The sequence below is a fragment of the Streptomyces sp. NPDC050625 genome (genome assembly GCF_040654755.1).
Taxonomy (GTDB): Bacteria; Actinomycetota; Actinomycetes; order Streptomycetales; family Streptomycetaceae; genus Streptomyces.
The window spans coordinates 46,639-73,481 of the sequence record NZ_JBFAIQ010000014.1; the positions used below are offsets into that span (position 1 = coordinate 46,639).

At 69.6% G+C, this 26,843-nt stretch carries 15 protein-coding genes and 1 pseudogene; 6 read left to right on the forward strand and 10 right to left on the reverse strand.

Going from position 1 to position 26,843, the window contains the following annotated elements; all coding sequences use genetic code 11:
• Window positions 1-20: 20 nt before the first annotated feature.
• The gene (pulA, locus tag AB0I54_RS27565; RefSeq protein WP_363298836.1) at window positions 21-5,423 is read right to left on the reverse strand and encodes a pullulanase-type alpha-1,6-glucosidase; all 5,403 of its coding nucleotides are present in this window, start codon (window positions 5,421-5,423) and stop codon (window positions 21-23) included.
• Between the two features lie 190 nt (window positions 5,424-5,613).
• Between pulA and AB0I54_RS27570 the strand changes: the two genes are divergently transcribed.
• Window positions 5,614-7,686, forward strand: coding sequence for a carbohydrate-binding module family 20 domain-containing protein (locus AB0I54_RS27570; RefSeq protein ID WP_363298837.1), 2,073 nt, complete (start codon window positions 5,614-5,616; stop codon window positions 7,684-7,686).
• 10 nt (window positions 7,687-7,696) lie between these two features.
• Here AB0I54_RS27570 and AB0I54_RS27575 read toward each other — a convergent pair whose 3' ends face one another.
• The 5 genes from AB0I54_RS27575 to AB0I54_RS27595 all read right to left on the reverse strand — a co-directional run bounded on the left by AB0I54_RS27575 (window position 7,697) and on the right by AB0I54_RS27595 (window position 14,373).
• Window positions 7,697-9,070, reverse strand: a complete 1,374-nt coding sequence (locus tag AB0I54_RS27575; protein WP_363298838.1) for an alpha-amylase family protein — start codon at window positions 9,068-9,070, stop codon at window positions 7,697-7,699.
• Between the two features lie 135 nt (window positions 9,071-9,205).
• On the reverse strand, window positions 9,206-10,903 hold the full coding sequence (locus AB0I54_RS27580; protein WP_363298969.1) for a glycoside hydrolase family 13 protein: 1,698 nt from the start codon (window positions 10,901-10,903) through the stop codon (window positions 9,206-9,208).
• 163 nt (window positions 10,904-11,066) lie between these two features.
• Entirely contained in the window at window positions 11,067-11,975 is a 909-nt protein-coding gene (locus AB0I54_RS27585; protein ID WP_363298839.1) for an ABC transporter permease subunit, read from the reverse strand.
• Window positions 11,976-11,988: 13 nt separating this feature from the next.
• Window positions 11,989-12,993 carry a sugar ABC transporter permease gene (locus tag AB0I54_RS27590; protein WP_363298840.1) on the reverse strand — a complete coding sequence of 335 codons (1,005 nt, stop codon included), beginning with the start codon at window positions 12,991-12,993 and terminating at the stop codon, window positions 11,989-11,991.
• Between the two features lie 105 nt (window positions 12,994-13,098).
• Entirely contained in the window at window positions 13,099-14,373 is a 1,275-nt protein-coding gene (locus AB0I54_RS27595; RefSeq protein WP_363298841.1) for an extracellular solute-binding protein, read from the reverse strand.
• Between the two features lie 432 nt (window positions 14,374-14,805).
• Between AB0I54_RS27595 and AB0I54_RS27600 the strand changes: the two genes are divergently transcribed.
• Together AB0I54_RS27600 and AB0I54_RS27605 are read left to right on the forward strand one after the other, a co-directional pair.
• Window positions 14,806-15,840, forward strand: coding sequence for a LacI family DNA-binding transcriptional regulator (locus AB0I54_RS27600; protein WP_363298842.1), 1,035 nt, complete (start codon window positions 14,806-14,808; stop codon window positions 15,838-15,840).
• Between the two features lie 184 nt (window positions 15,841-16,024).
• Window positions 16,025-16,888 (forward strand): phosphatase PAP2 family protein, encoded by an 864-nt coding sequence (locus AB0I54_RS27605; protein ID WP_363298843.1) that lies wholly within the window; start codon window positions 16,025-16,027, stop codon window positions 16,886-16,888.
• Window positions 16,889-17,285: 397 nt separating this feature from the next.
• Here AB0I54_RS27605 and AB0I54_RS27610 read toward each other — a convergent pair whose 3' ends face one another.
• On the reverse strand, window positions 17,286-20,285 hold the full coding sequence (locus tag AB0I54_RS27610; protein ID WP_363298844.1) for a bifunctional [glutamine synthetase] adenylyltransferase/[glutamine synthetase]-adenylyl-L-tyrosine phosphorylase: 3,000 nt from the start codon (window positions 20,283-20,285) through the stop codon (window positions 17,286-17,288).
• Window positions 20,286-20,399: 114 nt separating this feature from the next.
• On the opposite strand from AB0I54_RS27610, the pseudogene AB0I54_RS27615 reads away from it, so the two are divergent.
• A pseudogene (locus AB0I54_RS27615) lies at window positions 20,400-20,486 on the forward strand (VOC family protein); the annotation flags it as partial.
• Between the two features lie 21 nt (window positions 20,487-20,507).
• On the opposite strand, the gene AB0I54_RS27620 reads toward AB0I54_RS27615, so the two are convergent.
• Window positions 20,508-22,388 (reverse strand): hypothetical protein, encoded by a 1,881-nt coding sequence (locus AB0I54_RS27620; protein ID WP_363298845.1) that lies wholly within the window; start codon window positions 22,386-22,388, stop codon window positions 20,508-20,510.
• A gap of 283 nt (window positions 22,389-22,671) precedes the next feature.
• On the opposite strand from AB0I54_RS27620, the gene AB0I54_RS27625 reads away from it, so the two are divergent.
• Window positions 22,672-23,403, forward strand: coding sequence for a histone-like nucleoid-structuring protein Lsr2 (locus AB0I54_RS27625; protein ID WP_363298846.1), 732 nt, complete (start codon window positions 22,672-22,674; stop codon window positions 23,401-23,403).
• Between the two features lie 118 nt (window positions 23,404-23,521).
• On the opposite strand, the gene AB0I54_RS27630 is transcribed toward AB0I54_RS27625, so the two are convergent.
• Window positions 23,522-24,883, reverse strand: a complete 1,362-nt coding sequence (locus AB0I54_RS27630) for a glutamine synthetase family protein (RefSeq protein WP_363298847.1) — start codon at window positions 24,881-24,883, stop codon at window positions 23,522-23,524.
• Window positions 24,884-25,186: 303 nt separating this feature from the next.
• Between AB0I54_RS27630 and AB0I54_RS27635 the strand changes: the two genes are divergently transcribed.
• The gene (locus tag AB0I54_RS27635; protein WP_363298848.1) at window positions 25,187-26,374 is read left to right on the forward strand and encodes a globin domain-containing protein; all 1,188 of its coding nucleotides are present in this window, start codon (window positions 25,187-25,189) and stop codon (window positions 26,372-26,374) included.
• 12 nt (window positions 26,375-26,386) lie between these two features.
• On the opposite strand, the gene AB0I54_RS27640 is transcribed toward AB0I54_RS27635, so the two are convergent.
• On the reverse strand, window positions 26,387-26,821 hold the full coding sequence (locus AB0I54_RS27640) for an Rrf2 family transcriptional regulator (protein WP_363298849.1): 435 nt from the start codon (window positions 26,819-26,821) through the stop codon (window positions 26,387-26,389).
• Window positions 26,822-26,843: the final 22 nt, after the last annotated feature.

A 26,843-nucleotide genomic window follows, 5' to 3' on the forward strand; every position in this document is an offset into this window, starting at 1 on the left:
TCTACGACGACGCCCCGACCCTACTTCGCCGCCCGGGTGAACACCGCCACGGTCCGCGCCGGAACGGTGAACGTGCCCGAGCCGGCCGCGTAGGAGGAGGTCTTCACCACCGCGTCCGTGCCGTCGGCCTGCACCGGGTGCAGCCGGTAGGCCGTCCGGGCAAGGGCGTCGATCCGCTGCTCCTGCTGCTGCGGCGTCGCGTTGAACACCACGACCAGGTCGCCCAGCTCCATGGTGATCACACCGGGTGTCTCGTCCTTCCCCGACAGCGGGAAGGAGAGCCGGGACTGCACCTGCGCGGCCGTGCCGAGGGAGAACGCCTTCTCCGTCGTACGGATCCTGAGCAGGTCCTGGTACGCGGCCGAGGTACCGGTGATCTGCGGGCAGCCGACGCTCACCGAGCTGAGCAGGGGCTTGGCGTACGACCACTTGGACTCGTTGTCGGCCGCCATGGGCAGCCCGCGTCCGAAGCCGTTGCCGTCCGCGCAGTTCCAGTGGATGGCGTTGAACCAGTCGCCGCTGTCGAAGGAGTTGCGGTCCAGCGACTTGGAGCGCAGCAGGTCGCTGCCCGCCTGGGACAGGGACGGACCCTGCGAGAGGGCGGCCGTGGCCATCGCCAGCACCTGCATACGGGCCCGGTCGGACGCCGAGGTGTCCTTGGGCAGCTTGTAGGTGAGGGCGTCGAACAGTGACTCGTTGTCGTGCGCGTCGACATAGGCGAGGGCGTCGCCGGGCGCGTCCGCGTAGCCCGCGGGAGCGCCGTTGTAGTCGACCTCGGAGCCCTTGACCTGCTTGCCTGCGGTGTCGGTGAAGGTGAAGGCCTTCAGGTTGCCGGACAGGCCCACCTTGATCAGGTCCTGGTAGTGCAGCAGGCGGGCCTTCTGCTCCTCCTTCGTGCCGTTGGCCGTGGACGCGTTGGGGTCGGTGTACAGACCCGACGCGAAGCCCTGGACACCGGGGTCCGAGTCGAAGGGGCCGCCGCCGCGCACCGCGTCACGGGCCCGGTCGGAGAAGGTGGCGATGCCGGTGCCGGCCATGTTCTGCTGCGTGGCCTGCACGAAGCGGGCGTCGTTCGCGACCTCGCCGAAGTTCCAGCCCTCGCCGTAGAGGATGATCTTCTTGCCGTCGACGCCGTCCTTGTCGAGGGTCAGCGCGTCGAGGGCCTTGCGCACGGCCAGGATGTTGGCCTTCGGGTGGTGGCCCATGAGGTCGAAGCGGAAGCCGTCGACCTTGTACTCCTTGGCCCAGGTGACGATCGAGTCCACCACCAGCTTGCCCATCATGGCGTTCTCGGGCGCGGTGTTGGAGCAGCAGGTGCTGTTGGCCACGCTTCCGTCGGCGAGGAGCCGCTGGTAGTAGCCCGGCACGATCCTGTCCAGGACGCTGGTGTCCGCCTGGCCGCTGGCCGCCGTGTGGTTGTAGACGACGTCCATCACGACCCGGAGGCCGTCGTCGTTGAGCCCCTTGACCATCTTGCGGAACTGGACCGTGCGCGCGGTGCCGTTCGGGTCGGTGGCGTACGAACCCTCGGGGACCGTGTAGTGGTACGGGTCGTAGCCCCAGTTGTAGGCGTCCTTCGCGGCGGTCTTCGCCACGCACTCCTGCTGCTTGTCGGAGTCGGCCGCGAACGAGGCCAGGTCGCAGTCGGGGGTGGCCTGGTCCGCCTTCTTCTCGGGGATGGTGGCGATGTCGAAGGCGGGCAGCAGATGCACGTACGACGTGCCCGACTTCGCCAGCGCACGCAGGTGCTTCGAACCGTCGCTGCCCTGGTCGGTGAAGGCCAGGTAGGTGCCCTGGTCCTTCGCCGGGACCGTCTTGTCGGCGACGGAGAAGTCCCGGATGTGCAGCTCCTGGATCTGCGCGTCCTTGAGCGGTACGGCCTTGGGCTTGTGCAGGGTCGACCAGCCGCCCGGGGCGAGGGCCTTGTCGTTCAGGTCGACGACCAGGCTGCGCTCGGAGTTCGCGGTGAGGGCGACCGAGTAGGGGTCGGTGACCTTGTTCGTCACGACCTTGCGGACGCTCGGTGCCCAGACCTTCACGATGTACCGGTAGGGCTTGTTCTTCCAGGACGACGGGCCCGTGACGGACCAGACGCCGGTGGTGGCGTTGCGGTGCATGGCCACCTTGGCGCCGGACAGCTCCAGGGCGACGCTCTGTGCTGTCGGCGCCCAGACGGAGAGGGTCGGCTTTCCGTCGTGGAAGACCGGTCCGAGCTTCGCCTTGGTCGCGTCGTACACGTCGTCGAGCACACCCGCGATCTGCACACCGGTCGCGGCCAGCACCGCGCCGTTCGCCGCGCGCTGCGAGGCCACGATCTGGCCGCTCAGCGCCTGGCGCACCCGGTCGCGGTCACGCGGGTCGACGGACCAGGCCGTGTAGTCCTTCAGATACGGGAACTTGGCCTTCTGGGCGTCGGTGAGCGTGGTCTTCGTCAGTCGCAGCCAGCGCTCGTCGTCGCTGGTCAGCGTCCCGTCCTTGACGGCGATCGAGCCGTCGTGGGAGGAGAGCAGCTGGGTGGAGACGGCACCGTCGACGCCGTTCCAGGCGACCGTGTTCCGGTCGATCCAGACCGCCTTGGAGGTGGTCAGGTCGAGGGCGGCCGCGCTGCCCGCGGGCTGCGGCAGCAGGTACTTCTCCTGGCCGTTCAACAGCCACACCTCGTAGCCGTTGGACTTGAGGTCCAGGGACTGGTCGGTGGGGAGATCCTTGTCGTCGCCCTTGTGGATGATGTAGCTGAGGCTGGTGGCACCGTCGCTGAGCGGCACCTCGAAGACCGCGCCATAGGCATCAGTCTTCACCGGCTCGAGGGGGTTCGACCAGTCGGTGGGGTTCGCGGCGCCCGTCCAGACGTGCAGGCCCCAGCCGTCGTAGTTCCCGTCGGCGCGGTGGTAGTGGATGACCGCCTTGGTCTTGTCCTGCGCGGGGTAGTCGGGCCGCTGCGTCAGGACGTCCGTCTTGCCCTGCTCGACCCAGACCTCACCCGTCTTGGTGACGTCGATGGTCCGGTCGGCGGAGACGTCCTTGTTGCCGTCCTTGTCGATGACCAGGAAGCCGACGTTCGAGGCGCCGGACTTCAGCTTGACGTAGGCGAAGGCGCCGTATGCGTCGCGGCCGACGAAGGGGTGGCTCGCGGGCCAGTTCGTGGCCTCGCCGTCGGCGATGTCGCCCCAGGCGTACAGGCCCCAGTCGGCGTAGTCGCCGTCGGTGCGCTTGTAGTGGACGATCGCGTAGTCGCGGGAGGAGGCCGTGGGGACCTCCGGGGCGGGCAGGGTGCCGGTGGTGCTCGCGGCGGTGGCGCTCGCGGTCCGGCCCGCGGAGTCGATCACGACGGCCTTGTAGCGCAGGGCGGTGCCGGAGGGGACGTCCTTGCCGATGGCCTGGGTGACCTTGTACGGGGCGTGGTCGGCGGAGCCGAGGACGCGCCAGTTGCCGTTGCCCACCTGGGCGGCGAAGACGACCCGGTCGAGCTGACCGCCGTCGACGTCGGCGGAGAGCTCGACGGTCCCGGTGGCGCCGCTGTCCGGGGCCTTGAGGGTGATCGTCGGCTTGGTGGCGGGCTTGGCGAGGGTGCCGGCCGCCTTGAGGACGACGGCCGAGCCGGCCGGGACGGTGACGGTGAGCTTCTTGTCGGCGTCGGTCTTCGCGGTGGCGTCCGTGTCGTAGATCCCGCGGTACGTCATGTCCGCGGAGCCGGTCGCGAAGGTGGCCGTCTTGGCCTCGCCGGCGTTGTTGAAGGCGACGACGTACTCGGCGCCGGCCTTGGCGTCCGTGCGGGTGAAGGCGTAGACGCCGGAGCCGTCGGCCGCGTACCGCTCGGTCTGGACTCCGTCGGTGAGCGCCGGGTTGTCCTTCCGGAGCTTGGCGAGAGCGGCGATCTCCTTGTAGAGCGGTGCGCTCTTGTCGTAGGAGTCGCTCGCGTGGGTGCGGGCGGTGCCGATCTCGTCGTCGTCGAGGTAGTCGCCGACCTTGGACGCGAACATCGTCTGGCGGGCGTCCTTGTCGCCGCCGGAGCCGGTGAAGCCCTGCTCGTCGCCGTAGTAGACGACCGGGTTGCCGCGGCTGAGGAACATCAGCTCGTTGGCGAGCCGGTCCTTCTTCAGCAGCTCGGCGTCCGTGGCCTTGGGGTTGTCCTGGTCGAGGAAGTACCCGATCCGCCCCATGTCGTGGTTGCCGAGGAAGGTGACCTGTTCGTAGGCGTTGGCCTTGTCGGTCGTGTACTTGTAGTCGTCGCCGAAGACCCCGGCCAGCTTCTGCGCGCTGCCGCCCTGGGAGGCGTACTGGCGGGCCGCCTCCTGGAAGGGGAAGTCGAGGGTGGCATCCAGGCGGCCCTGGGTGACGTACGGGGAGGTGATGGCGGGGTCGGCGGAGTAGACCTCACCGAACATGAAGAAGTTCTTGCGGCCGTGCGCGGCGGCGTACTTGTCCAGCGCCGTCGCCCACTGCGTCCAGAACTCCATGTTCACGTGCTTCACGGTGTCGATCCGGAAGCCGTCGACGCCGAAGTCCCTCACCCAGCGCTGGTAGATCTTCTCCATGCCACTGACGACCTCGGGACGCTCGGTCCACAGGTCGTCGAGCCCGGAGAAGTCGCCGTACGTGGTCGACTCACCGGCATACGTCGAATCGCCCCGGTTGTGGTACATCGTCGGGTCGTTGAGCCAGGCCGGGACCTTGCTGTCGCTCGTGACCTGCGGGGTGCGCGGGAAGGAGTCGGCGTCGACGGCCGGGAACTTCCTGCGGCCGTCCGCGTAGTCGGAGTCGTCGAAGGGCCGCCCGTCCTCGGTCAGATAAGGGAAGGCGCCCTTGGACAGGTAGTCGTAGGACTTCTCCTTGTAGTCGACGACGTCGGCGGTGTGGTTGGTGATGACGTCGAAGAAGACCTTCATGCCCTTGGCGTGCGCCTTGGAGATGAGGGTTTCGAGGTCCTTGTTGGTACCGAAGTGCGGGTCGACCCGGGTGAAGTCGGTGATCCAGTAACCGTGGTACCCGGCGGAGGCGTTGGCGCCCGTGCCCTGCACCGGCCGGTTCTTGAAGATCGGCGCCATCCAGATGGCGGTGGTGCCGAGGCCCTTGATGTAGTCGAGGCGCTTGGTCAGGCCCTTGAGGTCGCCGCCCTGGTAGAAGCCCTTGTCGGTGGGGTCGTAGCCGGTGCTCAGGCGTGACCCGGTCAGACCGCCCTTGTCATTGGACTTGTCCCCGTTGGCGAAACGGTCCGGCATGACGAAGTAGAACTGCTCGCGCGTGTCGTCGTGCCGGGCGGGCTGAGCGGCGAGCTTCGCGTCCGAGGGCGGTGCGGGCGGGGTGTCCGCGTGGGCGGCGATGGGTTGCACAAAGGCTGCGGCGAGCGCGGCGACGGTGACGGCCGCGACCCGTCGGACAGGGGCGGTTCGGCGCTTCGGCGGCGCCGGCCATCTCGGTATCACAGGCGGGAACTCCTTGCGATTGCGGCTCTTTTGGGTCCGACCCCGCGCGACCGTACCGCCGCCGAAAGGTTTACAGCAAGACCCTTGAAACTCATAGCAAGAAGTTTCAGCGTCAACCTTGACGCGTCCTTCTCAACTGCCCCACGCTCACGGGTTGTTGAAGCCTCACCCTCACAACTCGGAGCCGCACATGACCAAGCACCGACCCCCGGGTGTCTTCCGCAGGACGGCCGGGGCCATGGCCGCCGGCGCGCTGGCGCTCGCCGGCGCGCTCGCCCTGCCGCCGACTCCCGCGCAGGCCGACACGACAGCCAAGGGCGATGTGATCGCCAACCTGTGGGAGTGGAACTGGGGCTCGATCGCCGCGGAGTGCACCGACGTGCTGGGCCCCGCGGGCTACGGCGCGGTGCAGGTCGCCCCGCCGGCCGAGTCCCTGAAGCAGCCCAGCTACTACTGGTGGGACGCCTACCAGCCGTACTCGTACAACCTGAACAGCCGCTTCGGTACGGCGGCGAAGTTCGCGTCCATGGTCAGCGCCTGTCACGCGGCGGGCGTGAAGGTCTACACGGACGCGGTGATCAACCACACCGCCGCACAGACCGGCACCGGCTACAACGGCACCACGATCACCAACAAGTACGACACCCCCGAGTGGGACCGCGCCGACTACCACGACTCGTCGTCCTGCCCCACCTCCGACCTGACGATCCAGGACTACTCGAACCTCACACAGGTCCAGAACTGCGAGCTGCTGGGCCTGCCCGACCTGAAGACGGGCACCGACACCGTCCGCACCGGCATCGCAGACTTCCTGAACTCCCAGCTGGCCCTCGGTGTCGACGGCTTCCGCGTGGACGCGGCCAAGCACATCCCCGAGACCGACCTGGCGGCGATCGAGTCCAAGCTGACGAACACCACGTCGGGCTCGGCGCCGTACGTCTTCCAGGAGATCTACCCTGGCTCGACCCCCCAGCCCTCGGACTACTACGCCTCCGGTGACGTCCTCGACTTCACCTATGCGAGCAGGCTGAAGTCCGCGTTCCAGGGCAATGCGAGCGACCTGGAGTCGCTGCCCTCCTCCGGCATCCTGCCCGCCGCCAACTCGGTGTCCTTCGTGACCAACCACGACACCGAGCGCAACGGCCTGCACATGTCGTACAAGGACGGCGACACGTACAAACTCGCCAACCTCTTCCAGCTCGCCTACAAGTGGTCGACGCCGACGGTGTACGCCAGTTGGCAATGGACCCAGAGCGACCAGGCGCCGCCGAACTCCTCGGGCTTCGTGACGAACACGGACTGCGCCGGCGGCTCCTGGTACTGCCTCGACCGGGACACGGCGGTCGTCGGCATGGTGGCCTGGCACAACGCGGTCGACACGGCGGCGGTCTCCGACTGGCAGACCAAGTCGTCGAGCGTGATCGGCTTCGGGCGCGGCGGCGCGGGCTTCTTCGCGCTGAACAACGGCTCGTCCTCCGCCACGTACACCTTCACCACCGGCATGGCCGACGGTACGTACAGGAACGTGATCGACGGAGGCGCGACGACGGTGACGGTGTCGGGCGGCAGCGCCTCGCTCACCATCCCCGCCAAGAGCGCGATCGCCTTCTACAACTCCTCCTACACCTGCACGGTGGGCTGCGACGACACGGGCGGCGGCGGTTCGACCTCGACGGTGACCGCCACGTTCAACGAGTACGCCCCGACGTCCTCCGGCACGAACGTGTACGTCGTCGGCTCGACCTCGGCACTGGGCGGCTGGGACACCTCGAAGGCGATCCAGCTGTCGTCGTCCGGCTACCCGGTCTGGTCGGGCGCGGTGAGCGTGCCGATCAACACGTCGTTCGAGTTCAAGTTCATCAAGAAGGACAGCTCGGGCAACGTCACCTGGGAATCCAACGCCAACCGCACCGCTTCCGCGGGAACCTCGGCCCTCACGGTCAACAGTTCCTGGAACGTGGCCACCGCCAACGCCACCGATGTCACCTTCGACGTCAACGCCACGACCGACTGGGGCACCAACGTCTACGTCGTCGGCTCCCTCCCGTCCCTCGGCTCCTGGAACACGAGCGACGCGATCCCGCTCTCGTCGGCGTCCTACCCGACCTGGAGCAAGCCGGTCATCGTCCCCAAGAGCACGTCCTTCGAGTACAAATACGTCAAGAAGGACGGCTCCGGGAACGTGACCTGGGAGTCCGGCACGAACCGCTCGTACACGACGGGCAGTTCGTCCGGCTACACGACGAGCGACACCTGGAAGTAGCAGGCGGGGCTCAGCAGCTCGACTTGCCCGCGTAGATCGCGAGCGCCGTGTTGCTACCCAGGGTGGCGGTGAACTGCCCACTGGAGTTCACCGTCACCGTCGTGTTGTTCTGGACGTTGCAGTACGTGCCCGCGGGCAGGGACGTCTGGTACGTCCGGGTAAGGGACGAGGACTCGTGGTTGATCGCCACGTACCCCTTGCTCCCCCGGCCGAAGGCGATGGCCTGGTAGCCGTTGTCCCACCAGTTCGTCACCGACTGGCCGCGCGTCGCGTTGCGGAAGGCGACCATCGACTTGATCTCCGGCCAGGCGTGCTGGCACTTCCAGCCGTCCTGCCAGCAGGCGTTGACCGTGCCGCCGCCCGGCGGACCCGCGTCCACGTCCGTCCACTCGTAGCCGGAGTTGATGTCCGGGGCGCCGTAGGGGTAGGCCAGCATGAAGACGTTGGCCAGGGTGTAGTTCGCGCCGTCCTTGTAGCTGAGGGTGGAGCCGTTGCGCTCGGTGTCGTGGTTGTCGACGAAGACACCGGCCACCGAGCTGCTCATATAGCCCCAGCCCTCGCCGTAGTTCTTCAGATAGGCGAGGCGCTCGTTGTTGAAGATGCGCTTGAGGTCGTAGGCGTAGCGGAACTCCTGGACGTCTCCGTTGCCGGTGTACTCGGTGGGCTGGACGGCCTCGTTCGCACCGTAGATGACCTCCTGCTTCCAGTAGACGGAGGGGTTGGTCAGCCGGGTCTTGATGTTGGCCAGGTCCTCCGCGGGGATGTGCTTGGCGGCGTCGATGCGGAAGCCGTCCACGCCGAGGGTGAGCAGGTCGTTCATATAGCCGGCGATGGTCTTGCGGACGTACTCCTCGCCGGTGTCCAGGTCGGCGAGGCCGACGAGTTCGCAGTGCTGGACGTTCCAGCGGTCGGCGTAGTTGGTGACCTGGGCGGTGCAGTCGTCGAAGTCGTAGGAGGAGTACAGGCCGGGGTAGTCGTACTTCGTGTACGACGAGCCGCCGGTGCCGGTGCCGCTGCCCGCCGCCATGTGGTTGACGACCGTGTCGACGACGACCTGGACGCCCGCCGCGTGGCAGGTGTTCACCATGTTCTGGAAGGCCGTGCGGTCGCCGAGGCGGCCGGCGATCTTGTAGCTCACCGGCTGGTACGACGTCCACCACTGCGGGCCCTGTATGTGCTCGGCAGGCGGGGAGACCTGCACGTATCCATAGCCGGCGGGGCCGAGGGTGTTGGTGCACTCGCGGGCGACCGAGGCGTACTTCCACTCGAAGAGGACCGCGGTGACGTCCTTGGTGCCCGGTGGGGAGGCGTGTGCGACCGTCGGGGTCATGACAAGGGCGGCGGCCGTGAGGGCCAGCGCCCCGGAGAGGGTTCTACGTGCCATGTGGGGGTTCCTTCGTCGTTGAAGGCTCTTGCTGAAACCTTGCTGAAACCTTTCGGTTGGCGAGATGTTAAAGGCCCGCCACCCAAAAGGGCAGCGGGCCGTTGAAAGTTGATGCAAGAAGTTATGCGGCGGTGATCACGCGGTCGTCCACCACACGGTCGTGTCCGCGGGCACCTTCGCCTCGCCGTCGGCCTCCGTCAGCTCGCCGCTGGCGAGCAGGACACGGCCGTACGCCGGGGTCGTCACCGACTCCCCGGTCGTGTTCGCGACGCACACGAACTCCCCGCGCCGGAAGGCAAGGACGCCCTCGGGGGCGCGCAGCCACTCGACGGAGTCGCCGGCTCCGAGGTCCGGCTGCGAGCGGCGGGCGCTCAGCGCGGAGCGGTACAGCTCCAGCGTCGAACCCGGCACGCCCGTCTGCGCCTCGACGCTCAGCTCGGCCCAGGTCGCGGGCTGCGGGAGCCAGCTGCCGCCGCTGCCGAAACCGTACGACGAGCCCGAACGGGTCCACGGGATCGGGACGCGGCAGCCGTCACGGAAGCCGTCCTGACCGGCACCCCGGAAGAACGCCGGGTCCTGGCGCACCTCGTCGGGCAGGTCGACGACGTCGGGCAGGCCGAGCTCCTCGCCCTGGTAGATGTACGCCGAGCCGGGCAGCGCCAGCATCAGGAGCGTGGCGGCACGGGCCCGGCGCAGACCCAGTTCGCGGTCGCCCGCGGTGCGGATCTGGGTGCCGAGGCCGGGCGGGTTGGCGAAGCGGGTGGCGTGCCGGGTGACGTCGTGGTTGGACAGCACCCAGGTGGCGGGGGCGCCCACCGGGCGCATGACCTCCAGGGTGCGGTCGATGACCGTCCGCAGCTCCTCGGCGTCCCACTCCGTGCCCAGGTACTGGAAGTTGAAGGCCTGGTGCAGCTCGTCGGGGCGGACGTAGTTCGCGGTGCGCTCGACGGTCGGGGTCCAGGCCTCGGCCACGAAGATGCGCTCGCCGGCGTACTCGTCGAGGACCACGCGCCACTGGCGGTAGATTGCGTGCACGCCGTCCTGGTCGAAGAACGGCATGACATCGTTGCCCAGCAGTTTCAGCTGGTCGTGGGAGCCGAGGTCCGGGAGGCCCGCCGCCTTCACCAGTCCATGGGCGACGTCGATACGGAAGCCGTCGACGCCCATGTCCAGCCAGAAGCGCAGGATCGAGCGGAACTCGTCGCCGACCGCCGGGTGCTCCCAGTTGAAGTCGGGCTGCTCGGGGGCGAAGAGGTGCAGGTACCACTCGCCGGGAGTGCCGTCCGGCTCCGTCACGCGCGTCCACGCCGGGCCGCCGAAGATGGACTCCCAGTCGTTGGGCGGGAGTTCGCCGCCCTCGCCCTTGCCGGGGCGGAAGTGGTAGCGGTCGCGCAACGGCGAGCCGGGGCCCTCGGCGAGCGCGCGCTTGAACCACTCGTGCTGGTCGGAGGAGTGGTTGGGGACCAGGTCGACGATGATGCGCAGGCCCAGTTCGCGGGCGTCACGGATCAGCGCGTCGGCGTCCAGGAGGTTGCCGAACATGGGGTCCACGGCGCGGTAGTCGGCGACGTCGTAGCCGGCGTCGGCCTGCGGCGAGGCGTAGAAGGGGCTGAGCCATACGGCGTCCACGCCGAGGTCGCGCAGGTACGGAAGTCTGGAGCGTACGCCCTCCAGGTCGCCCATGCCGTCGCCGTTGCTGTCGGCGAAGCTGCGCGGATAGACCTGGTAGATCACCGCGTCCCGCCACCAGTCGCGGCGCTTGGCGACGGTGACGACGGCGGCGGTGACGACGGCGGCGGTCGGGGCCGGGGCGGCAGGGTGCTGCTGGCTCATGGCGTCCTTGATGCGTAACTCGGTTCGGGTCATGGGGGTCTGCGTACGGCGGCGGGTGTACGGCCGGAGGTGTGTGAGGCGGCCGCGGTGCCAGCGGGGTCGGAGGAGCACCGCGGCCGCCACCCGCGCGGTCAGGCGCGCGGGAGCCTTTTCCTTGAGGGGCTCAGCCCTTCGTGCCGCCGGCGGTGAGGCCGGTCACCAGGTTCTTCTGCACGAGGTAGAAGAACGCGGAGACGGGTATCGCGACGAGCACGGCCGTGGCGGCCATCAGGTTGCGCTGCGCGTCGTGCTCGCTGACGAAGCTCTGCAGACCGACGGCGAAGGTGTACTTGCTGTCGTCCAGCATGAACGTCGAGGCGAAGGCGACCTCGCCGAAGGCGGTGATGAAGTTGTAGAAGGCCGCGACGGCAAGGCCGGGCTTGGCCAGCGGCAGGATCAGCCGGGCGAAGGTGCCGAAGGGGCTCAGGCCGTCGACGCGTCCCGCCTCGTCGATCTCGAAGGGGATGGTGTCGAAGTACCCCTTGAGCAGCCAGGCGCTGTAGGGAACCGCGGTCGAGCAGTAGACGAGGATCAGGCCGAAGTAGGTGTCGATGAGCTGCAGGTCCGAGAGGATCTGGTACATCGGCACGATGAGGACGGCGATCGGGAACATCTGGGTGACCAGCAGCACCCACATCAGCTTCTTGTAGCCGGGGAAGCGCATGCGGGAGACGGCGTAGCCGGTGGTGGCGGCGACCATCACACCGATGACCGTGGTGCCCAGCGAGACGATCAGCGAACTCTTCATCCAGTCGAAGAAGTTCGTGTGCTGGAGGACGAACGAGTAGTTGTCGAACGTCATCTTCGACCAGATGCCTCCGGGGTGGAGGTAGTCGTCCTTGTCCGGGCCGAGCGAGAGGAAGATCAGCCAGGCGATCGGGAAGAGCGCGATCAGGCTCGCGACGACGAGGATGCCGTGGGAGGCGAGGGAGGCGATGAGGCCGCGCTCGCCCCGGCCGCGGGTCGTGCGCCGGGTGTCCGAAGAGCTCTGCTGCGTCACTTCGGCGGGGGTCTCGACGGTGGTCGTACTCATGTGAACTCCTGCCTCAGATCGCGAGCTGCTGCTCGTTGCGGTTCAGCCAGCGGCGGTAGAACGAGGTGAAGACGATCAGGATGGCCAACAGCAGGATGCCGTAGGCGGCGGACTGGGCGAAGTCACGCGGCTGCTGTCCGAAGCCGAGGTAGTAGGCCCAGGTGACCAGGATCTGCGCGTCGGGGGCGGTGTTGCCGAACAGCAGGAAGATGACGGCGAACTGGTTGAACGTCCAGATGATGCCGAGCAGTACGACGGTGGAGCTGACGGACCTGAGGCCCGGGAGGGTGACGTACCGGAACCGCTGCCAGGCGTTGGCGCCGTCCATCTCGGCGGCCTCGTAGAGGGTGGAGTCGATGGACTGCAGGCCGCCGAGCAGCGAGACCATCATGAACGGCACACCGCACCAGGTGTTGACCATGATGGCGGCGAAGCGCTGCCAGAAGGTGTCCTCCAGCCAGTCCGGTGTCGGCAGGTGGAGCGTGTGGAGGAAGGAGTTGATGATGCCGCCGTCGGCGAGCATGAAACGCCAGCCGAACACGGTGACGAAGGTGGGCACGGCCCACGGCAGGATCAGGATCAGCCGGTAGAAGGTGCGGCCGCGCAGCTTCTGGTTGAGCAGCAGGGCGAGGCCGAGACCGATGCCGTAGTGCAGGGCGACGCAGAGGGCCGTCCATACGATCGTCCAGATGAAGTGCGACCAGAAGCGGTCGTACGACGTCGGGCCGAACAGGATGTCCTTGTAGTTGTCGAGGCCGATGAACTTGTATGTCGCATCGATGTGGTTGACGCCGATGGTGCGGGCCGTGTTGAGGCTGTTGGCGTCGGTGAGGGTCAGATAGAGGCCGTACACCAGGGGGTAGATCACCAGGACGCCGAGTACGACGGCCACCGGGGCGATCATCGCGTAGGCGTACCAGTGCTTCTGGAATCCGTGCTTCAGGCGCTGGCCCAGCCCGGGCCGAGGCGCGCGGTCACCGCGGCGCTTGCCGGTCGCGCGGTCGATGGCGACTGTCATGGTTCGACACCTTCTGGATGTTCAAGGGGGACGGGCTGGGCACGGCCGGTGGCCGCCGGATCTCTCCCCCCATGTTCCTGGTGAGATCCGGCGGCCACAGGGGGCTTACTTGCTGAAGTCCGGAACCAGCTTCTGGATCGCGAGCTCAGCGTTGCTCAGGCCCTTGTCCAGGGACTCCTTGCCGCCGGCGATCTTGGGCAGCTCGGTGTCCAGCGGGCCCCACAGGGAGCTGTACTCGGGCAGCGCGGGGCGCGGCTGGGCGGCGGCGAGGACCGTGCCGTAGCCGGCGATGCCCGGGTCGGCCTTGACCTGGTCGGTGTAGGCGTCGTCACGGGTGGGCAGCGTGGAGTTCTTCAGGGCGATGGTCGACTGGGACTTCGCCGAGGTCATGAAGTTGACGAACTTCAGCGCGGCGGCCTGGTGGGCCTTGTCGGAGCCGGCGTAGACCGAGAGGTTGTGGCCGCCGGTCGGGGCGCCCGCCTTGCCGGAGGAGCCGGCCGGGACGGTGGCGATGCCCAGGTTGGACTTGTCCTTGAAGGCCGAGCCCTTGTAGAAGTTCGTGATCTCCCAGGGGCCCTGGATGATCGCGCCGACCTTGCCGTTGACGAACGCGTCCTGGATGTGGGCGTAGGCGTCCGCGGTGGTGTCGGCCTTGTGCAGGCCCTTGCCGGAGAAGAGGCTCAGCCAGGTGCCGTACGCCTTCTTGGCGGCGTCGGAGTTGACCGTGATCTTCTTGGCGGAGGCGTCGACCGTGTCGGTGCCCTCGCCGTAGAGGAAGGACTGGGCGTAGTAGGCCTGGGTGGAGCCCCAGTAGCCGTCGACGCCGGCCTTGGCCTTGAGCTTCGCGGCGTCGGCCTTCAGCTCGGTCCAGGTCTTGGGGGCCTCGCTGATGCCGGCCTTCTTGAAGAGGGCCTTGTTGTAGACGAGCGCGAGGGTGTCGGTGACGATCGGCACACCGTACGTCTTGCCCTCGTACTGCGCCTGCGTGATCAGGTTGGACTTGAACTTGTCCTTGTCCGCGAGGGCGTCGGTGCCGTCCAGCGGCAGGAAGTAGCCCTTCTTGGCGAAGGCCGGGGTCCAGCCGACCTCGGAGCGCAGCACGTCCGGGGCGCCCTTGGAGCCGGCGGCGGTGTCGAACTTGTTCTGCGCCTGGTCGAAGGGCACGTTGACGTACTTGACCTTGATGTTCTTGTTGGCGGCCTCGAAGTCCTTGATCAAGGCCTGGTACGTCGGTGCCTCGTTCGTGGCGTTGGACGTGTCCCACCAGGTGATGGTGACCGGGCCGTCCGCCTTGTCACTGCCGCTGTCGCTCCCGCCGCACGCCGTCGCCGTGAGGGCGAGGGACGCCACCAGCGCGGAGGCCGCTATGCCACGCCGCATGAGTTCTCCTTGAGGGTTAAAGCCCGAGTGGTGCAGAGAGCGGTCCCGTCCGCCGCTCCTGCGACTTGCCGACTGCGCCTTTGCGGCCGCCGGGCGTCGAGAACGTAACAGCGATGTAAGCGTTGCGAAAGACCTTGCAGAAAAAAAGTGCAAGAGAACACCAGGGTTACCTCGCCGTGACCTCGGCTAGACCTCGCCGCGACCCCGCTGCCCAGCCGATCAGCGGGCAGGCGCACACTTGTGCAAGACTCTGCAAGCTCTTGCCACAGCTTTCCAAGACGGGAATCATCCCTTGCGGAACGGACGCCGACCAGCCGACCAGAAGGACGAGGGAGCGCGATGACGCAGCAACCCACAGCGGGCCGTGGGACCGCTCGCGCACGGCGTCCCATTGGTGCGCAAGGCGAGGTACGGCCGGTACAGTCCGGTGCCGTGACCACACGGCTTGCGGACATCGCAGCGCAGGCGGGGGTGAGCGAAGCGACCGTAAGCCGCGTCCTCAACGGGAAGCCGGGCGTCGCCGCCACCACCCGCCAGTCCGTGCTGGCCGCGCTGGACGTGCTCGGTTACGAGCGTCCGGTACGGCTGCGGCAGCGCAGCGAGGGCCTGGTGGGCCTGATAACCCCGGAGCTGGAGAACCCGATATTCCCGGCGCTGGCCCAGGTCATCGGCCAGGCGCTGACCCGGCAGGGCTACACGCCGATTCTGGCCACGCAGACGCCGGGCGGGTCGACGGAGGACGAGCTGACCGAGATGCTCGTCGACCGCGGGGTCGCCGGGATCATCTATGTCTCCGGACTGCACGCGGACACCACCGCCGACATGCAGCGCTATGAGCGGCTTCGGGCGCAGGGTGTGCCGTTCGTACTGGTCGACGGCTTCTCGCCGAAGGTGCAGGCGCCGTTCATCTCCCCGGACGACCGGGCGGCCATGACGCTGGCCGTGACGCACCTCGCCTCCCTGGGGCACACCCGCATCGGTCTCGCCCTGGGGCCGAAGCGGTTCGTGCCGGTGCAGCGCAAGATCGAGGGCTTCGTGCGCGCGATGCAGGACCAGGTGGGGCTGAGCGCCGAGGTGATCGAGACGGAGCTGGTGCAGCACTCGCTGTACACCCTGGAGGGCGGCCAGGCGGCCGCCACGGCGCTCATCGAGCGCGGCTGCACGGCGGTGGTCTGCGCCAGCGACATGATGGCTCTGGGCGCGATACGGGCCGCCCGGCAGCGGGGTCTGGAAGTGCCCCGGGACGTCTCGGTGGTGGGCTTCGACGACTCCCCGCTGATCGCCTTCACCGATCCGCCGCTGACCACGGTCCGCAAGCCGGTGCCGGCGATGGGGCAGGCCGCGGTGCGCACGCTGCTGGAGGAGATCGGGGGTACGCCCGCTCCGCACAGCGAGTTCGTCTTCATGCCGGAACTGGTGGTGCGCGGCTCGACCGCTTCGGCCCCGGGGGAGCGGAATCGTCCCTGATTTCCTCCCTGATCCCTGCCTGATTCCTGAACCCGCCTGGAGTCCTCCCTGAGGGGGAGAAATCCCCTATTCCGCACACTGCGCTGGTAGCAGGCCCGGGAGTCGTCCCGCGGTAGAACGTGCGGCAGGAACCCGACCTTGGGATGATCGGTCGGACAAGCCTTTTCTGGCAGACTCTGTGCCTATGAGTGACTCGACCGTGACAGAACCGGAAGGTCGCGAGCAGGTGGCCGTTCCGCAGGCCGTCACGGGCGAGGGCGAACAGGGCTTCCTCCGCCGGTTGCGCACTCCACGGCGACCCCGTCTCTGGTTCGAGGTCCTGCTGATCGCGGTGAGTTACTGGACGTACTCGCTCATCCGCAACGCGGTTCCGGAGCAACGGGGTGCGGCGCTGCGCAACGCCGACTGGCTCTGGAGGACCGAGCACCGGCTGGGAATCGCCGTCGAGGAGTCGGTCAACCACACCGTGAACTCGGTGTCTTGGCTGGTCGTAGGCATGAACTACTACTATGCGACGCTGCACTTCGTGGTGACGCTGGCCGTGCTGGTGTGGCTGTTCCGCAGCCACCCGGGGCGTTACGCGGCGACACGTCTGGTGTTGTTCGCGACGACGGGCGTGGCCCTGGTCGGTTACTACCTGTATCCGCTCGCCCCGCCCCGGTTGATGAACGGCGGCCACTTCGTCGACACCGTGATGGTCCACCACACCTGGGGTTCGATGGCCTCGGGGGATCTGAAGCACATGTCGAACCAGTACGCCGCGATGCCCTCGATGCACATCGGCTGGTCCCTGTGGTGCGGCCTCACGATCTTCGCGCTGGCCAGAACCCCGTGGATCCGCGTCCTGGGCCTGCTCTACCCGGCGTCGACCCTGCTGGTCATCGTCGCCACGGCCAACCACTTCTGGCTGGACGCGGTGGGCGGCATCCTCTGCCTCACCTTCGGCTACACGCTGGCAGGCCTGTGGTACGGCACCCTGCCCTACGCACTCCCGCGCGTGGTGCCGGGCCGGAGCAGAGTGGGCCCCCTACTCCCGAACAAGGCGTGACCGCCGCGCGGCCCGACCGGGGGTTCAGCTTTCCGGCACCGCTGGCGGGCACTGGTGGGCCCGTGAGGCCGCGGGGGTTCAGCCCGGTACGGCACCGCCGGTCGACACCGTGTCGGCTGAGCGCCGTGGCGGCGGATTCTGGTGGGCGGCGGTGTGTTCTCGCAGCTGTGGGTTGTGGGCGGTGGTGCAGCCGGGGGCGGCTGCGCGGTCGGGCAGCCGCCCCCGCCCTCTGGGGCCGCCGACCCCATGACTCGCCGCAGCGGCGACCGGCCACGACGGTGGTGACCGGCGGTTTTACCGCGTGCCCGGACCACCGCAGCCTTCACACACCCCCGAACCGTCACGGCAGTGAAGCCCCCGCACGACCAGTGAACCCCCCTGCCGAACCGCCGGAGGCTCACGCTCCGTAGAAGAGTTCTTCCACTACCGCCCGTGCCCTGCGCGTCGTGCGGCGATACGCGTCGAGCATGTCGCCCGCGTGGCCGGGGCCGTAGCCGAGGTAGCGGCCCACCGCGGACAGTTCGCGGCTTTCCGAGGGGAACGTGTCGCCTGCTCGGCCGCGGACCAGCATGACCGCGTTGCGGACGCGCGTGGCGAGGACCCAGGCCTCGTCCAGGGTCGCCGCGTCCTCGGTGGAGATCAGGTCCGCCGCGCGGGCGGCGGCCAGCGCCTCGCGGGTGCGCGTGGTGCGCAGGCCTGACTCCACCCAGCCGTGCCGGAGCTGCAGCAGCTGGACGGTCCACTCCACGTCGGAGAGGCCGCCGGGGCCGAGCTTGGTGTGGAGCTTGGGGTCGGCGCCGCGCGGCAGCCGCTCGGACTCCATGCGGGCCTTCAGGCGCCGGATCTCGCGGACCGCCTCGTCGCCGAGCCCCTCCGCCGGGTAGCGCAGGGGGTCGACGAGCTCGATGAAGCGGCCCGCCAGTTCCTCGTCCCCGGCGACCGGCTCGGCCCGCAGCAGCGCCTGCGACTCCCAGACCAGGGACCAGCGGCGGTAGTAGGCCTCGTACGACTTCAGGGTCCGTACGAGCGGGCCCGACTTGCCCTCCGGACGCAGGTCCGCGTCGATGAGCAGGGGCGGGTCGGCGCTGGGGATCTGGAGCAGACGGCGCATCTCGGAGACGACCTTGTTGGCCGCGTCCGCGGCCTCCCGTTCCTCGACGCCCTCCCGTGGCTCGTGGACGAACAGGACGTCGGCGTCGGAGCCGTATCCCAGTTCGTTGCCGCCGAACCGGCCCATGCCGATGATCGCGAAGCGGGTGGGCAGCGTGTCGCCCCAGCCGTCGCGGACCACGGCGCGCAGCGTGCCCGCGAGCGTCGCCGCCGTGAGGTCGGAGACCGCGGTGCCGACGCGGTCGACCAGCGCTCCCTGATCGGGCTCGGCGGGCTTCGTCTCGGTGCCGTAGGAGTCGACGATGTCGGCGGCGGCCGTCCGGAACAGCTCCCGGCGGCGCACGCCACGCGCGGCCGTGACGCCCTGCTCCGCGTTCTCGGCGCGGCCGACCGCGGCGAGTATCTCCTGCTCCAGGTGTGCGCGTCCGCGCGGTTCCAGCCCGCTGCCGCCGTCCCCGTCGCCGAGCAGGGCGACCGCCTCGGGGGCGCGCATCAGCAGGTCGGGGGCGAGGCGCCCGGCGGACAGGACACGGGCGAGGTTCTCGGCGGCGGCGCCCTCGTCGCGCAGCAGCCGCAGGTACCAGGGCGTCTTGCCGAGCGCGTCGGAGACCTTGCGGAAGTTGAGCAGGCCCGCGTCGGGGTCGGCGGAGTCCGCGAACCAGCCCAGTAGGACCGGCAGCAGGGTGCGCTGGATGGCGGCCTTGCGGGTGACGCCCGAGGCCAGCGCCTCCAGGTGGCGCAGGGCGGCGGCGGGGTCGGCGTAACCGAGGGCGACCAGGCGTTCGCGGGCCGCCTCGGCGCTCAGCCGGGCCTCGCCGGGGGCGAGCTGGGCGACGGCGTCGAGCAGCGGGCGGTAGAAGAGCTTCTCGTGCAGGCGCCGTACGACGCCCGTGTGCCGCTTCCACTCCCGGGTCAGCTCGGCCACCGGGTCGGCGCGCAGGCCCAGGGAGCGGCCCAGGCGGCGCAGGTCGGCCTCCTCCTCGGGGACGAGGTGGGTGCGGCGCAGCCGGTAGAGCTGGATGCGGTGCTCCATGGAGCGCAGGAAGCGGTAGGCCTCGTCGAGCTGGACGGCGTCGGCGCGGCCGACGTAGCCGCCCTCGGCCAGGGCCCTGAGGGCGTCCAGGGTGGTGCCGCTGCGCAGCGAGGCGTCGGACCGGGCGTGCACCAGCTGCAGCAGCTGGACGGCGAACTCGACGTCCCGCAGCCCGCCGGGGCCGAGCTTCAGTTCGCGCTCGATCTCGGCGGCGGGGATGTTCTCGACGACGCGGCGGCGCATCTTCTGCACGTCGGCGACGAAGTTCTCGCGTTCCGCGGCCTTCCAGACCAGGGGGTCGAGCGCGGCGATGTAGTCCTGCCCCAGTTCGCTGTCGCCGGCCACCGGGCGGGCCTTGAGCAGCGCCTGGAACTCCCAGGTCTTGGCCCAGCGCTGGTAGTAGGCGAGGTGGCTGCTGAGGGTGCGCACGAGCGGGCCGTTGCGGCCTTCGGGGCGGAGATTGGCGTCCACGGGCCAGATGGAGCCCTCGACCGTCGTCTCCGAGCAGATCCGCATCATGTGCGAGGCCAGTTTGGTGGCGGAGCGCAGTGCCTTGCCCTCGTCGGCGCCGTCCAGGGCCTCGCCGACGAAGATCACGTCCACGTCGGAGACGTAGTTCAGCTCGTGGCCGCCGCACTTGCCCATCGCGATCACCGCGAGCCGGCACAGGGCCGCGTCTTCGGGGGCGGCGGCCGCGGCGATGCCGAGGGCGGCGCGCAGGGTGGCGGTGGCGAGGTCGGCGAGCTCGGCGGCGGTCTCGGCGACGCCGGTGGTGCCGCACACGTCACGGGCGACGATGGACAGCAGGCAGCGGCGGTAGGCGACGCGCAGGGAGACCGGGTCGGTCGCACCGGCCAGGCCCCGCTCGAACTCCTCCACCCCGGGGTGCAGGTCGCGCGGCTCGTACGTGACGAGCGCCTCCCAGTCGCGCGGGTGCCGGGCGAGGTGGTCGGCGAGGGCGGCGGACGCGCCGAGGACGCCGAGCAGACGGTCGCGCAGCGGCTTGGCCGCTATCAGGGTGTCCAGCAGCTCCCGGTGGGCCGTGGGGCCGGGCTGGGCCTCCAGGAGCCGTACGAGTCCGTGCAGGGCGAGGTCCGGGTCGGCGGTGGCGCCCAGCGCCTCCAGGAGGACCGGGTCGTCGCGGACGGCGGAGAGCTCGGCGCTGTCCAGGAGCCGCTCCGCCGCCGACGGGTCGGTGAAACCGTGCCGCAGCAGCCGCGTGAAGGTACTGCTCCTGCGCCCCGGCACCGTCATCCTCGGCCTCCCGTCGGATCAAGGTCTGCGGCTTTGAGCCTAACCGGATAGTCGGGTGGCGGCGGTGGGGCGGCTCCGTCCGCGGGTGTACCGCACGGACCCGGATGGATCCGGACGGGCCCGGACGGCGACGGCCGGTCCGTCCAGGAGTACCGCCGCCGGGCCACGGAGCCCCTGCACAAGGTGCCGGCCGACCTGGCGGGGCGGCTGGAGCGGGCCCTCTCAGGCAGGGGTCTCCGCGGTGTCGTCCCGGTAGGTGCCCTCGGGGCCGAGGCGGGCGGCGGCCAGGAGGGGGCGTACCCGATGGGACCCGCGGTCGAAGCGGAAGCGGCCGGCCCAGGTGCTCAGGGCCGCGGTGACCGGGTCGTCGTGCCGCTCGAGTTCCTCCAGCAGGCCCTCGGCCAGGTCGCTGGGGCCGTTCTGGGCGGTGACGGTGAGCAGGTAGGCGGCGGCCCGCGCGACGGGCCAGGTCTCGCGGGCGGCCAGCCGGTCCTTCTCGGTGACCAGGCCGTCCAGCAGGGGCCGCAGCCGCTCACGGACCGCGCGTGCCGTGGCCTCCGTGCCGCGCGCGCCGAAGCAGTCGCCCACGCTGAACAGCGCGGCGTGCAGCTCGGTGACGACGGCCGGCTGCTCGGCCGGGCGCGCGCACTCCTTCAGCCGGCGGTCCGCGTCGAGGCACGCGGCGACCAGGGCGTCCTGGATCTTCGGGCCGTGCTCCTGGAGGAAGCCGAGGGCGAACAGGGCGCGGATGCGCAGCCAGGGCTCTTGCTGCTCGCGCTTGAGCACCTTGATCAGCGCGTCCGCGACCGGTTCGCCCCAGCCGGCCGCGACGATCGTGTCTATGGCCTGGCGGCGCACGACGCCGGCGTTCTGCAGCAGGGCGTGCTCGAAGAGCCGTCGGGTGGCCGTGCGGAGGTTCTGGGGTATACGGCGGGTGGTCTCCAGGCTCGTGGCCGCCTCCATGACCCGCGCGAACCACGGCTCGTCGGTGGCCGGCCAGGTGTTGCACACCTCGGTGTCCGCGTCGAGCACCACCCGGAGGGTGGCGGCCGTCCAGCGCAGCCCGGTGGCGATGTCGGGCCGGTCGCCGGGGTTCTCGAACACCTCGATCAGCCTGCCCAGTTGTTCGCGCACGGTGTCCCGGTCCAGGCCGCGCCCCTGTACGGCCCGCTGCCACAGCCCGTGGGCGGCGGTGCCGCGCTCGCGCAGCGTGGCGTCCCTGCTGCGGGCCCGCTCCAGCAGCATCGCGCCGACCCAGTCACCGTCGGGGCCGGACGGGTCGGACCAGTCGCCGGGTACGGCGATGGCGAGCTCCAGGTCCAGGGAGCGGCCGGGGTACAGGCTCTCCTGGCGCAGCTCCTCGGCGTCGTCCAGCAGCATGCGCACACAGTCGCCGAGCGCGTTGATCACCTGCTCGTCGGCGTGGGCGGACCGGGACGTGCTCAGCAGGACGCTCTTGGTGAGGGCCCGCCACACCCGGAAGCCCAACGGCGTTGAGCGCACCGCCTGTTCCAGTTGGTCCGCCATCTCGTCGAAGACGTACCCGGACAGCGTGCCCAGCCAGATCAGTGCCTCGACGTTGAGCCGGGTGGGTGGCGCGGCGCCGATCAGGATCAGGCTTCTGACCACCCGCTTGATCTGGTCCTTGCGTTCGCGCGGCACGGGCTTGCCCAGTTCGGAGGCGGCCTGGAGCTGGGAGACCAGGGCGTCGGCCTGGTGCAGCACCGTGCCCTCGTCGATCGGCTGCTGGCGGAGCAGTCCCTCGTGCAGGCTGGCGGGTGTGTGCGCGTCGAGGAGGTCGCGCTGGTCCTGGGTGCCGCGCAGTCGCACGGCCAGCGCGCTCAGTCCGCCGGAGCGCTCCAGCCCGAGCGTCGTCATGGCGAGGTCGAAGCGGCGCAACTCCGCGTCGCTGAACCGCTCGGCGCCCTGGAGGCAGTGGGACAGCCGGTCCTGCCTCGTCCTCATCACGGAGGCGACGACACGGCTGGTGACCTTGTTCGCACCCGCTTTCAGACGGGCGAGATGGGACGCGACCGCGTAGCGGATCAGATCCTCTCGCTTACTGATGTCGAGCAGTTCGTGCGTGTGCGGCGAGGATCCCATCGCGTGAAAGTAGCAGTGCTTCATGGGCGGCGAAGCACTTTTGTTGTGATCCACTTTCGCATTCCTGGGTGGATCTTGAAATCACCCCTCTGACCTGCAACTAAGCGAAAATCAAAGGGAATTGAAACTTGCGTGGCCAGGGCCGGATGGGCCAGAGTTGGGCCACTAAATGCGCGAACCCCCCGGCCGATACCCGGGGGGTCGCAGCGGAGAGAAACAGATCGAGCCCGACTCCGAATCGCGCGCGATCCTCCGACCAATGACGCGTGCAAAGGACACCGACATGGCTTTCTCTTCTTCCCCGAAGGATACGCGCAGCGAGGGCTGGGCGGTACAGATTCCCTGGTGGCGGGACAGCAGCGGCCGGCCCAACACCTGGTGCGGCGACCGGCCGAGCTGGCACGGCATGATCTTCTTCCTGGGCGCCGGCGCCTCCACCCGCATCGCCCTCAACACGCTGATGCCGGCGAACCCGTTCTGGTACATCGCCGCGTACACCCTGTGCATCGTCGCCGGCCTGGCCGTGGGCCGCGCGGTGCGCGCCCGGGCGGACGAGACCTTCTCGCGCATGTGCAGCGGCTGGCTCAGCTTCGTCGGGTTCACCGGGACCAGCATCGCCGCGGGCTTCGCCACGGCGGCGACCCCCGCCGAGGCGCCGCCCATGGCGCACTACGCGCCCGCCGCCGCGAGCGCCTTCCTGATGCTGCTCACCCTGGGCGGCTCCCTGCTGGCGCGGCTGTTCCCCGCGTGCACGCCGGAGCAGGTGGTGCGGGCCGAGATCGAGGACCTGACGCGCCGTCTCGCCGACGCCCGCGACCGGCAGGCGACGCTGGAGCGCACCCCGCGCGCCCGCCGGAGCCCGTCCGCCCGTCCGGCGCGGCCCGCCACCGGGTTCGACGCCAGGACCGTGCGCGCCTGGGCGCGGTCCGCGGGCTACGAGGTCCCGGCGCGCGGCCGGGTCCCCGCCCACATCGTCGCGGCCTGGCGGGCGGCGGGCCAGGACACCACGTCCTGACGGAACGGGCGCGACACGCACACGGCGAGGGGCCGGCGGCACACAGCCGCCGGCCCCTCGCCGTTCGTCACTCACGGGGCGTCACACGCGGGGCGTCACCCGCGAGGCGTCAACGCCCTTACAGCACCGGCAGGTTCTTCCGAAGCTCGAACGCCGTGACCTCCGAGCGGTACTCCTCCCACTCCTGGCGCTTGTTGCGCAGGAAGAAGTCGAAGACGTGCTCGCCGAGGGTCTCGGCGACGAGGTCGCTGGTCTCCATGAGGGTCAGGGCCTCGCCGAGGTTCTGCGGGAGGGGCTCGATGCCCATCGCGCGGCGCTCGGCGTTGGACAGGGCCCAGACGTCGTCCTCGGCGCCGGGCGGGAGCTCGTAGCCCTCCTCGATGCCCTTGAGGCCCGCCGCCAGCAGCAGGGCGTAGGCGAGGTACGGGTTCGCGCCGGAGTCGATGGAGCGGACCTCGATGCGCGCCGAGCCGGTCTTGCCGGGCTTGTACATGGGCACGCGGACCAGGGCCGAGCGGTTGTTGTGGCCCCAGCAGATGTACGAGGGGGCCTCGCCGCCGGCGCCGGCCGTGCGCTCGGAGCCGCCCCAGATGCGCTTGTAGGAGTTGACCCACTGGTTGGTGACGGCGGAGATCTCCGCGGCGTGCTTGAGCAGGCCCGCGATGAAGGAGCGGCCGACCTTGGAGAGCTGGTACTCGGCGCCGGACTCGTAGAACGCGTTGCGGTCGCCCTCGAAGAGGGACAGGTGGGTGTGCATGCCGGAGCCGGGGTGCTCGGAGAAGGGCTTCGGCATGAAGGTCGCCTGCACGCCCTGCTCCAGTGCCACCTGCTTCATGACCAGGCGGAACGTCATGATGTTGTCCGCCGTGGACAGGGCGTCGGCGTAGCGCAGGTCGATCTCCTGCTGGCCCGGCGCGCCCTCGTGGTGGGAGAACTCGACCGAGATGCCCATCGACTCCAGCATGGTGATCGCCTGGCGGCGGAAGTCCATGCCGATGTTCTGGGGGGTGTGGTCGAAGTAGCCGGAGTTGTCGGCGGGCGTCGGGCGCGTGCCGTCCAGCGGGCGGTCCTTCAGCAGGAAGAACTCGATCTCGGGGTGGGTGTAGAAGGTGAAGCCCAGGTCGGAGGTGCGGGCGAGGGCGCGCTTGAGGACGTAGCGCGGGTCCGCGAAGGACGGGGAGCCGTCCGGCATGAGGATGTCGCAGAACATGCGGGCGGTGCCGGGGGCCTCGGCGCGCCACGGCAGCACCTGGAAGGTCGACGGGTCCGGCTTGGCGATCATGTCGGACTCGTACACACGGGCGAAACCCTCGATGGCGGAGCCGTCGAAGCCGATGCCCTCGTCGAAGGCCTGCTCCAGTTCGGCGGGGGCCACGGCCACGGACTTGAGGAAGCCCAGCACGTCGGTGAACCACAGGCGCACGAACCGGATGTCGCGCTCCTCCAACGTCCGGAGCACGAACTCCTGCTGCTTGTCCATCTTCCGCTTCCCCATCCTTGCTGGTCAGGCCGTCCTTCCCGGATGGCGCCGGGAGACGGTCGGGCACCTGAGCATCACACCACAACACCGTTTCACGCGCGTTGCGAACCATGATCGCCCGGCCGACCTCGGCCTGAACGCGTCGCGTCCGGCAGGTGTACTGCTCTGCCGCCCATCTTGCCTGCTCGGAGTGACATAAGTAATGGCCGGTCGCGTTCCCCCACCCCCGCTTTAATTTGCATTCAAGATGCAAGTTTTAATGGCTGACGACCACAGCCCACCTCAGGAGCCCAGGAGCCCCCGATGCTGTCCGTGCAGTCCGCTGCCACCGTCCGAGCCACCCTTCCCGCCGTCGGCGCCGCCATCGGCGAGATCACCGAACGTTTCTACGCCGGACTCTTCACGGCCCACCCCGAACTGCTGCGCGACCTGTTCAACCGGGGCAACCAGGCCGCCGGCACCCAGCGCCAGGCCCTGGCGGGGTCCATCGCCGCCTTCGCCACGCACCTCGTCGAGCACCCCGACCAGCGGCCCGACGCGATGCTGAGCCGCATCGCCCACAAGCACGCCTCGCTGGGCGTCGCGCCCGAGCAGTACCCGATCGTCCACGAGCACCTCTTCGCCGCCATCGTCGAGGTCCTCGGCGAGGCCGTCACGCCCGAGGTCGCGGCCGCCTGGGACGAGGTCTACTGGCTGATGGCGAACGCCCTGATCGCGATCGAGCGGCGGCTGTACGAGGAGAGCGCCGACGACACCGGCTGGCGCGAGTGGGAGGTCACCGAGCGGGTCACGGAGACCGCCGACGTCATCACCCTGCGGCTGCGGCCGGTGGACGGCGGCCCGGTGCGCGGCTTCCGCGCGGGCCAGTACGTCTCCGTGCGCGTCACCCTCCCCGACGGCGCCCGCCAGATACGGCAGTACAGCCTCTCCGGGGCGCCCGGCGCCACCGAGCGGCAGCTCAGCGTGAAGCGGGTGTCCGGCGGTACGACGCCCGAGGGCGAGGTCTCCAACCACCTGCACGCGCGCGTGCAGGCGGGCACCGTGCTGGAGCTGTCCGCCCCCTACGGCGACCTGGTCCTGGACGACGTCACGGACACCCCGCTGCTGCTCGCCTCCGCCGGCATCGGTGTGACCCCGATGATCGCGATGCTGGCGCAGCTCGCGGAGGACGGCCATCGCGCCCTGGTCACCGTCGTGCACGGCGACCGCTCCCCCGCCGACCACGCGCTGCGCAACGACCACGAGGCGTACGCCGCCAAGCTGGCCGACGGCACCGTGCACTTCTTCTACGAGCAGGACGCCGAGCCGGCCGACCGCTCGGGGCTCGTCGACCTCACGGTCGTACCGGTGGAGCCCGGCACGCGCGCGTACCTGTGCGGTCCGCTGCCCTTCATGCGCGCGGTGCGCACCCAGCTGATCGAGCGGGGCGTGGCCCCGGCCGACATCCACTACGAGGTGTTCGGCCCCGACCTGTGGCTTGCGCAGAACTGAGGACGCGCGGCCCTAAGGCCGCGAGGAGATCCCCAGCAGCAGCGGGCCGGTCGGCCCCGCGACCATCTCCTCCAGCGTGACCGGGTCCAGCGCCGCGTAGAACGCCTCCTGGGCTCGGCGCAGGGCGCCGCGCAGCCGGCAGGCGGAGTTCAGGGGGCAGGGCGAGGAACCCTCGCATTCGACGGTCTCGCCGTCCCCCTCGAACGTGCGCACAACGGCTCCGACCGATGCCGCGCGCCCCTTCTCGCTGAGCGCGAGACCGCCGCCCCGGCCGCGCCGGGCGTCGACGAGGCCGAGGTGCTGGAGCTCGGCCACCACCTTCGCGGCGTGTGTGTACGGCACGTCCATGTCCGCCGCCACCTGGCGCGTCGTGGGGGTGGAGGCACCGGCGACGGCGAGCCGCATCAAAAGACGCAGGGCGATGTCGGTGGAGCGCAGCAGCCGCATACCCGCAGCGTAAATAATGCGC

Excerpts from the sequence above, each read along its gene's own strand:
- AB0I54_RS27595 (WP_363298841.1), bottom strand. The coding sequence starts at position 14,373 with ATGCGGCGTGGCATAGCGGCCTCCGCGCTGGTGGCGTCCCTCGCCCTC.
- AB0I54_RS27620 (WP_363298845.1), bottom strand. The coding sequence starts at position 22,388 with ATGGGATCCTCGCCGCACACGCACGAACTGCTCGACATCAGTAAGCGA.
- AB0I54_RS27640 (WP_363298849.1), bottom strand. The coding sequence starts at position 26,821 with ATGCGGCTGCTGCGCTCCACCGACATCGCCCTGCGTCTTTTGATGCGG.
- AB0I54_RS27580 (WP_363298969.1), bottom strand. The coding sequence starts at position 10,903 with ATGAGCCAGCAGCACCCTGCCGCCCCGGCCCCGACCGCCGCCGTCGTC.
- AB0I54_RS27605 (WP_363298843.1), top strand. The coding sequence starts at position 16,025 with ATGAGTGACTCGACCGTGACAGAACCGGAAGGTCGCGAGCAGGTGGCC.
- AB0I54_RS27635 (WP_363298848.1), top strand. The coding sequence starts at position 25,187 with ATGCTGTCCGTGCAGTCCGCTGCCACCGTCCGAGCCACCCTTCCCGCC.
- AB0I54_RS27625 (WP_363298846.1), top strand. The coding sequence starts at position 22,672 with ATGGCTTTCTCTTCTTCCCCGAAGGATACGCGCAGCGAGGGCTGGGCG.
- AB0I54_RS27610 (WP_363298844.1), bottom strand. The coding sequence starts at position 20,285 with ATGACGGTGCCGGGGCGCAGGAGCAGTACCTTCACGCGGCTGCTGCGG.
- AB0I54_RS27570 (WP_363298837.1), top strand. The coding sequence starts at position 5,614 with ATGACCAAGCACCGACCCCCGGGTGTCTTCCGCAGGACGGCCGGGGCC.
- AB0I54_RS27630 (WP_363298847.1), bottom strand. The coding sequence starts at position 24,883 with ATGGACAAGCAGCAGGAGTTCGTGCTCCGGACGTTGGAGGAGCGCGAC.
- AB0I54_RS27590 (WP_363298840.1), bottom strand. The coding sequence starts at position 12,993 with ATGACAGTCGCCATCGACCGCGCGACCGGCAAGCGCCGCGGTGACCGC.
- AB0I54_RS27575 (WP_363298838.1), bottom strand. The coding sequence starts at position 9,070 with ATGGCACGTAGAACCCTCTCCGGGGCGCTGGCCCTCACGGCCGCCGCC.
- AB0I54_RS27585 (WP_363298839.1), bottom strand. The coding sequence starts at position 11,975 with ATGAGTACGACCACCGTCGAGACCCCCGCCGAAGTGACGCAGCAGAGC.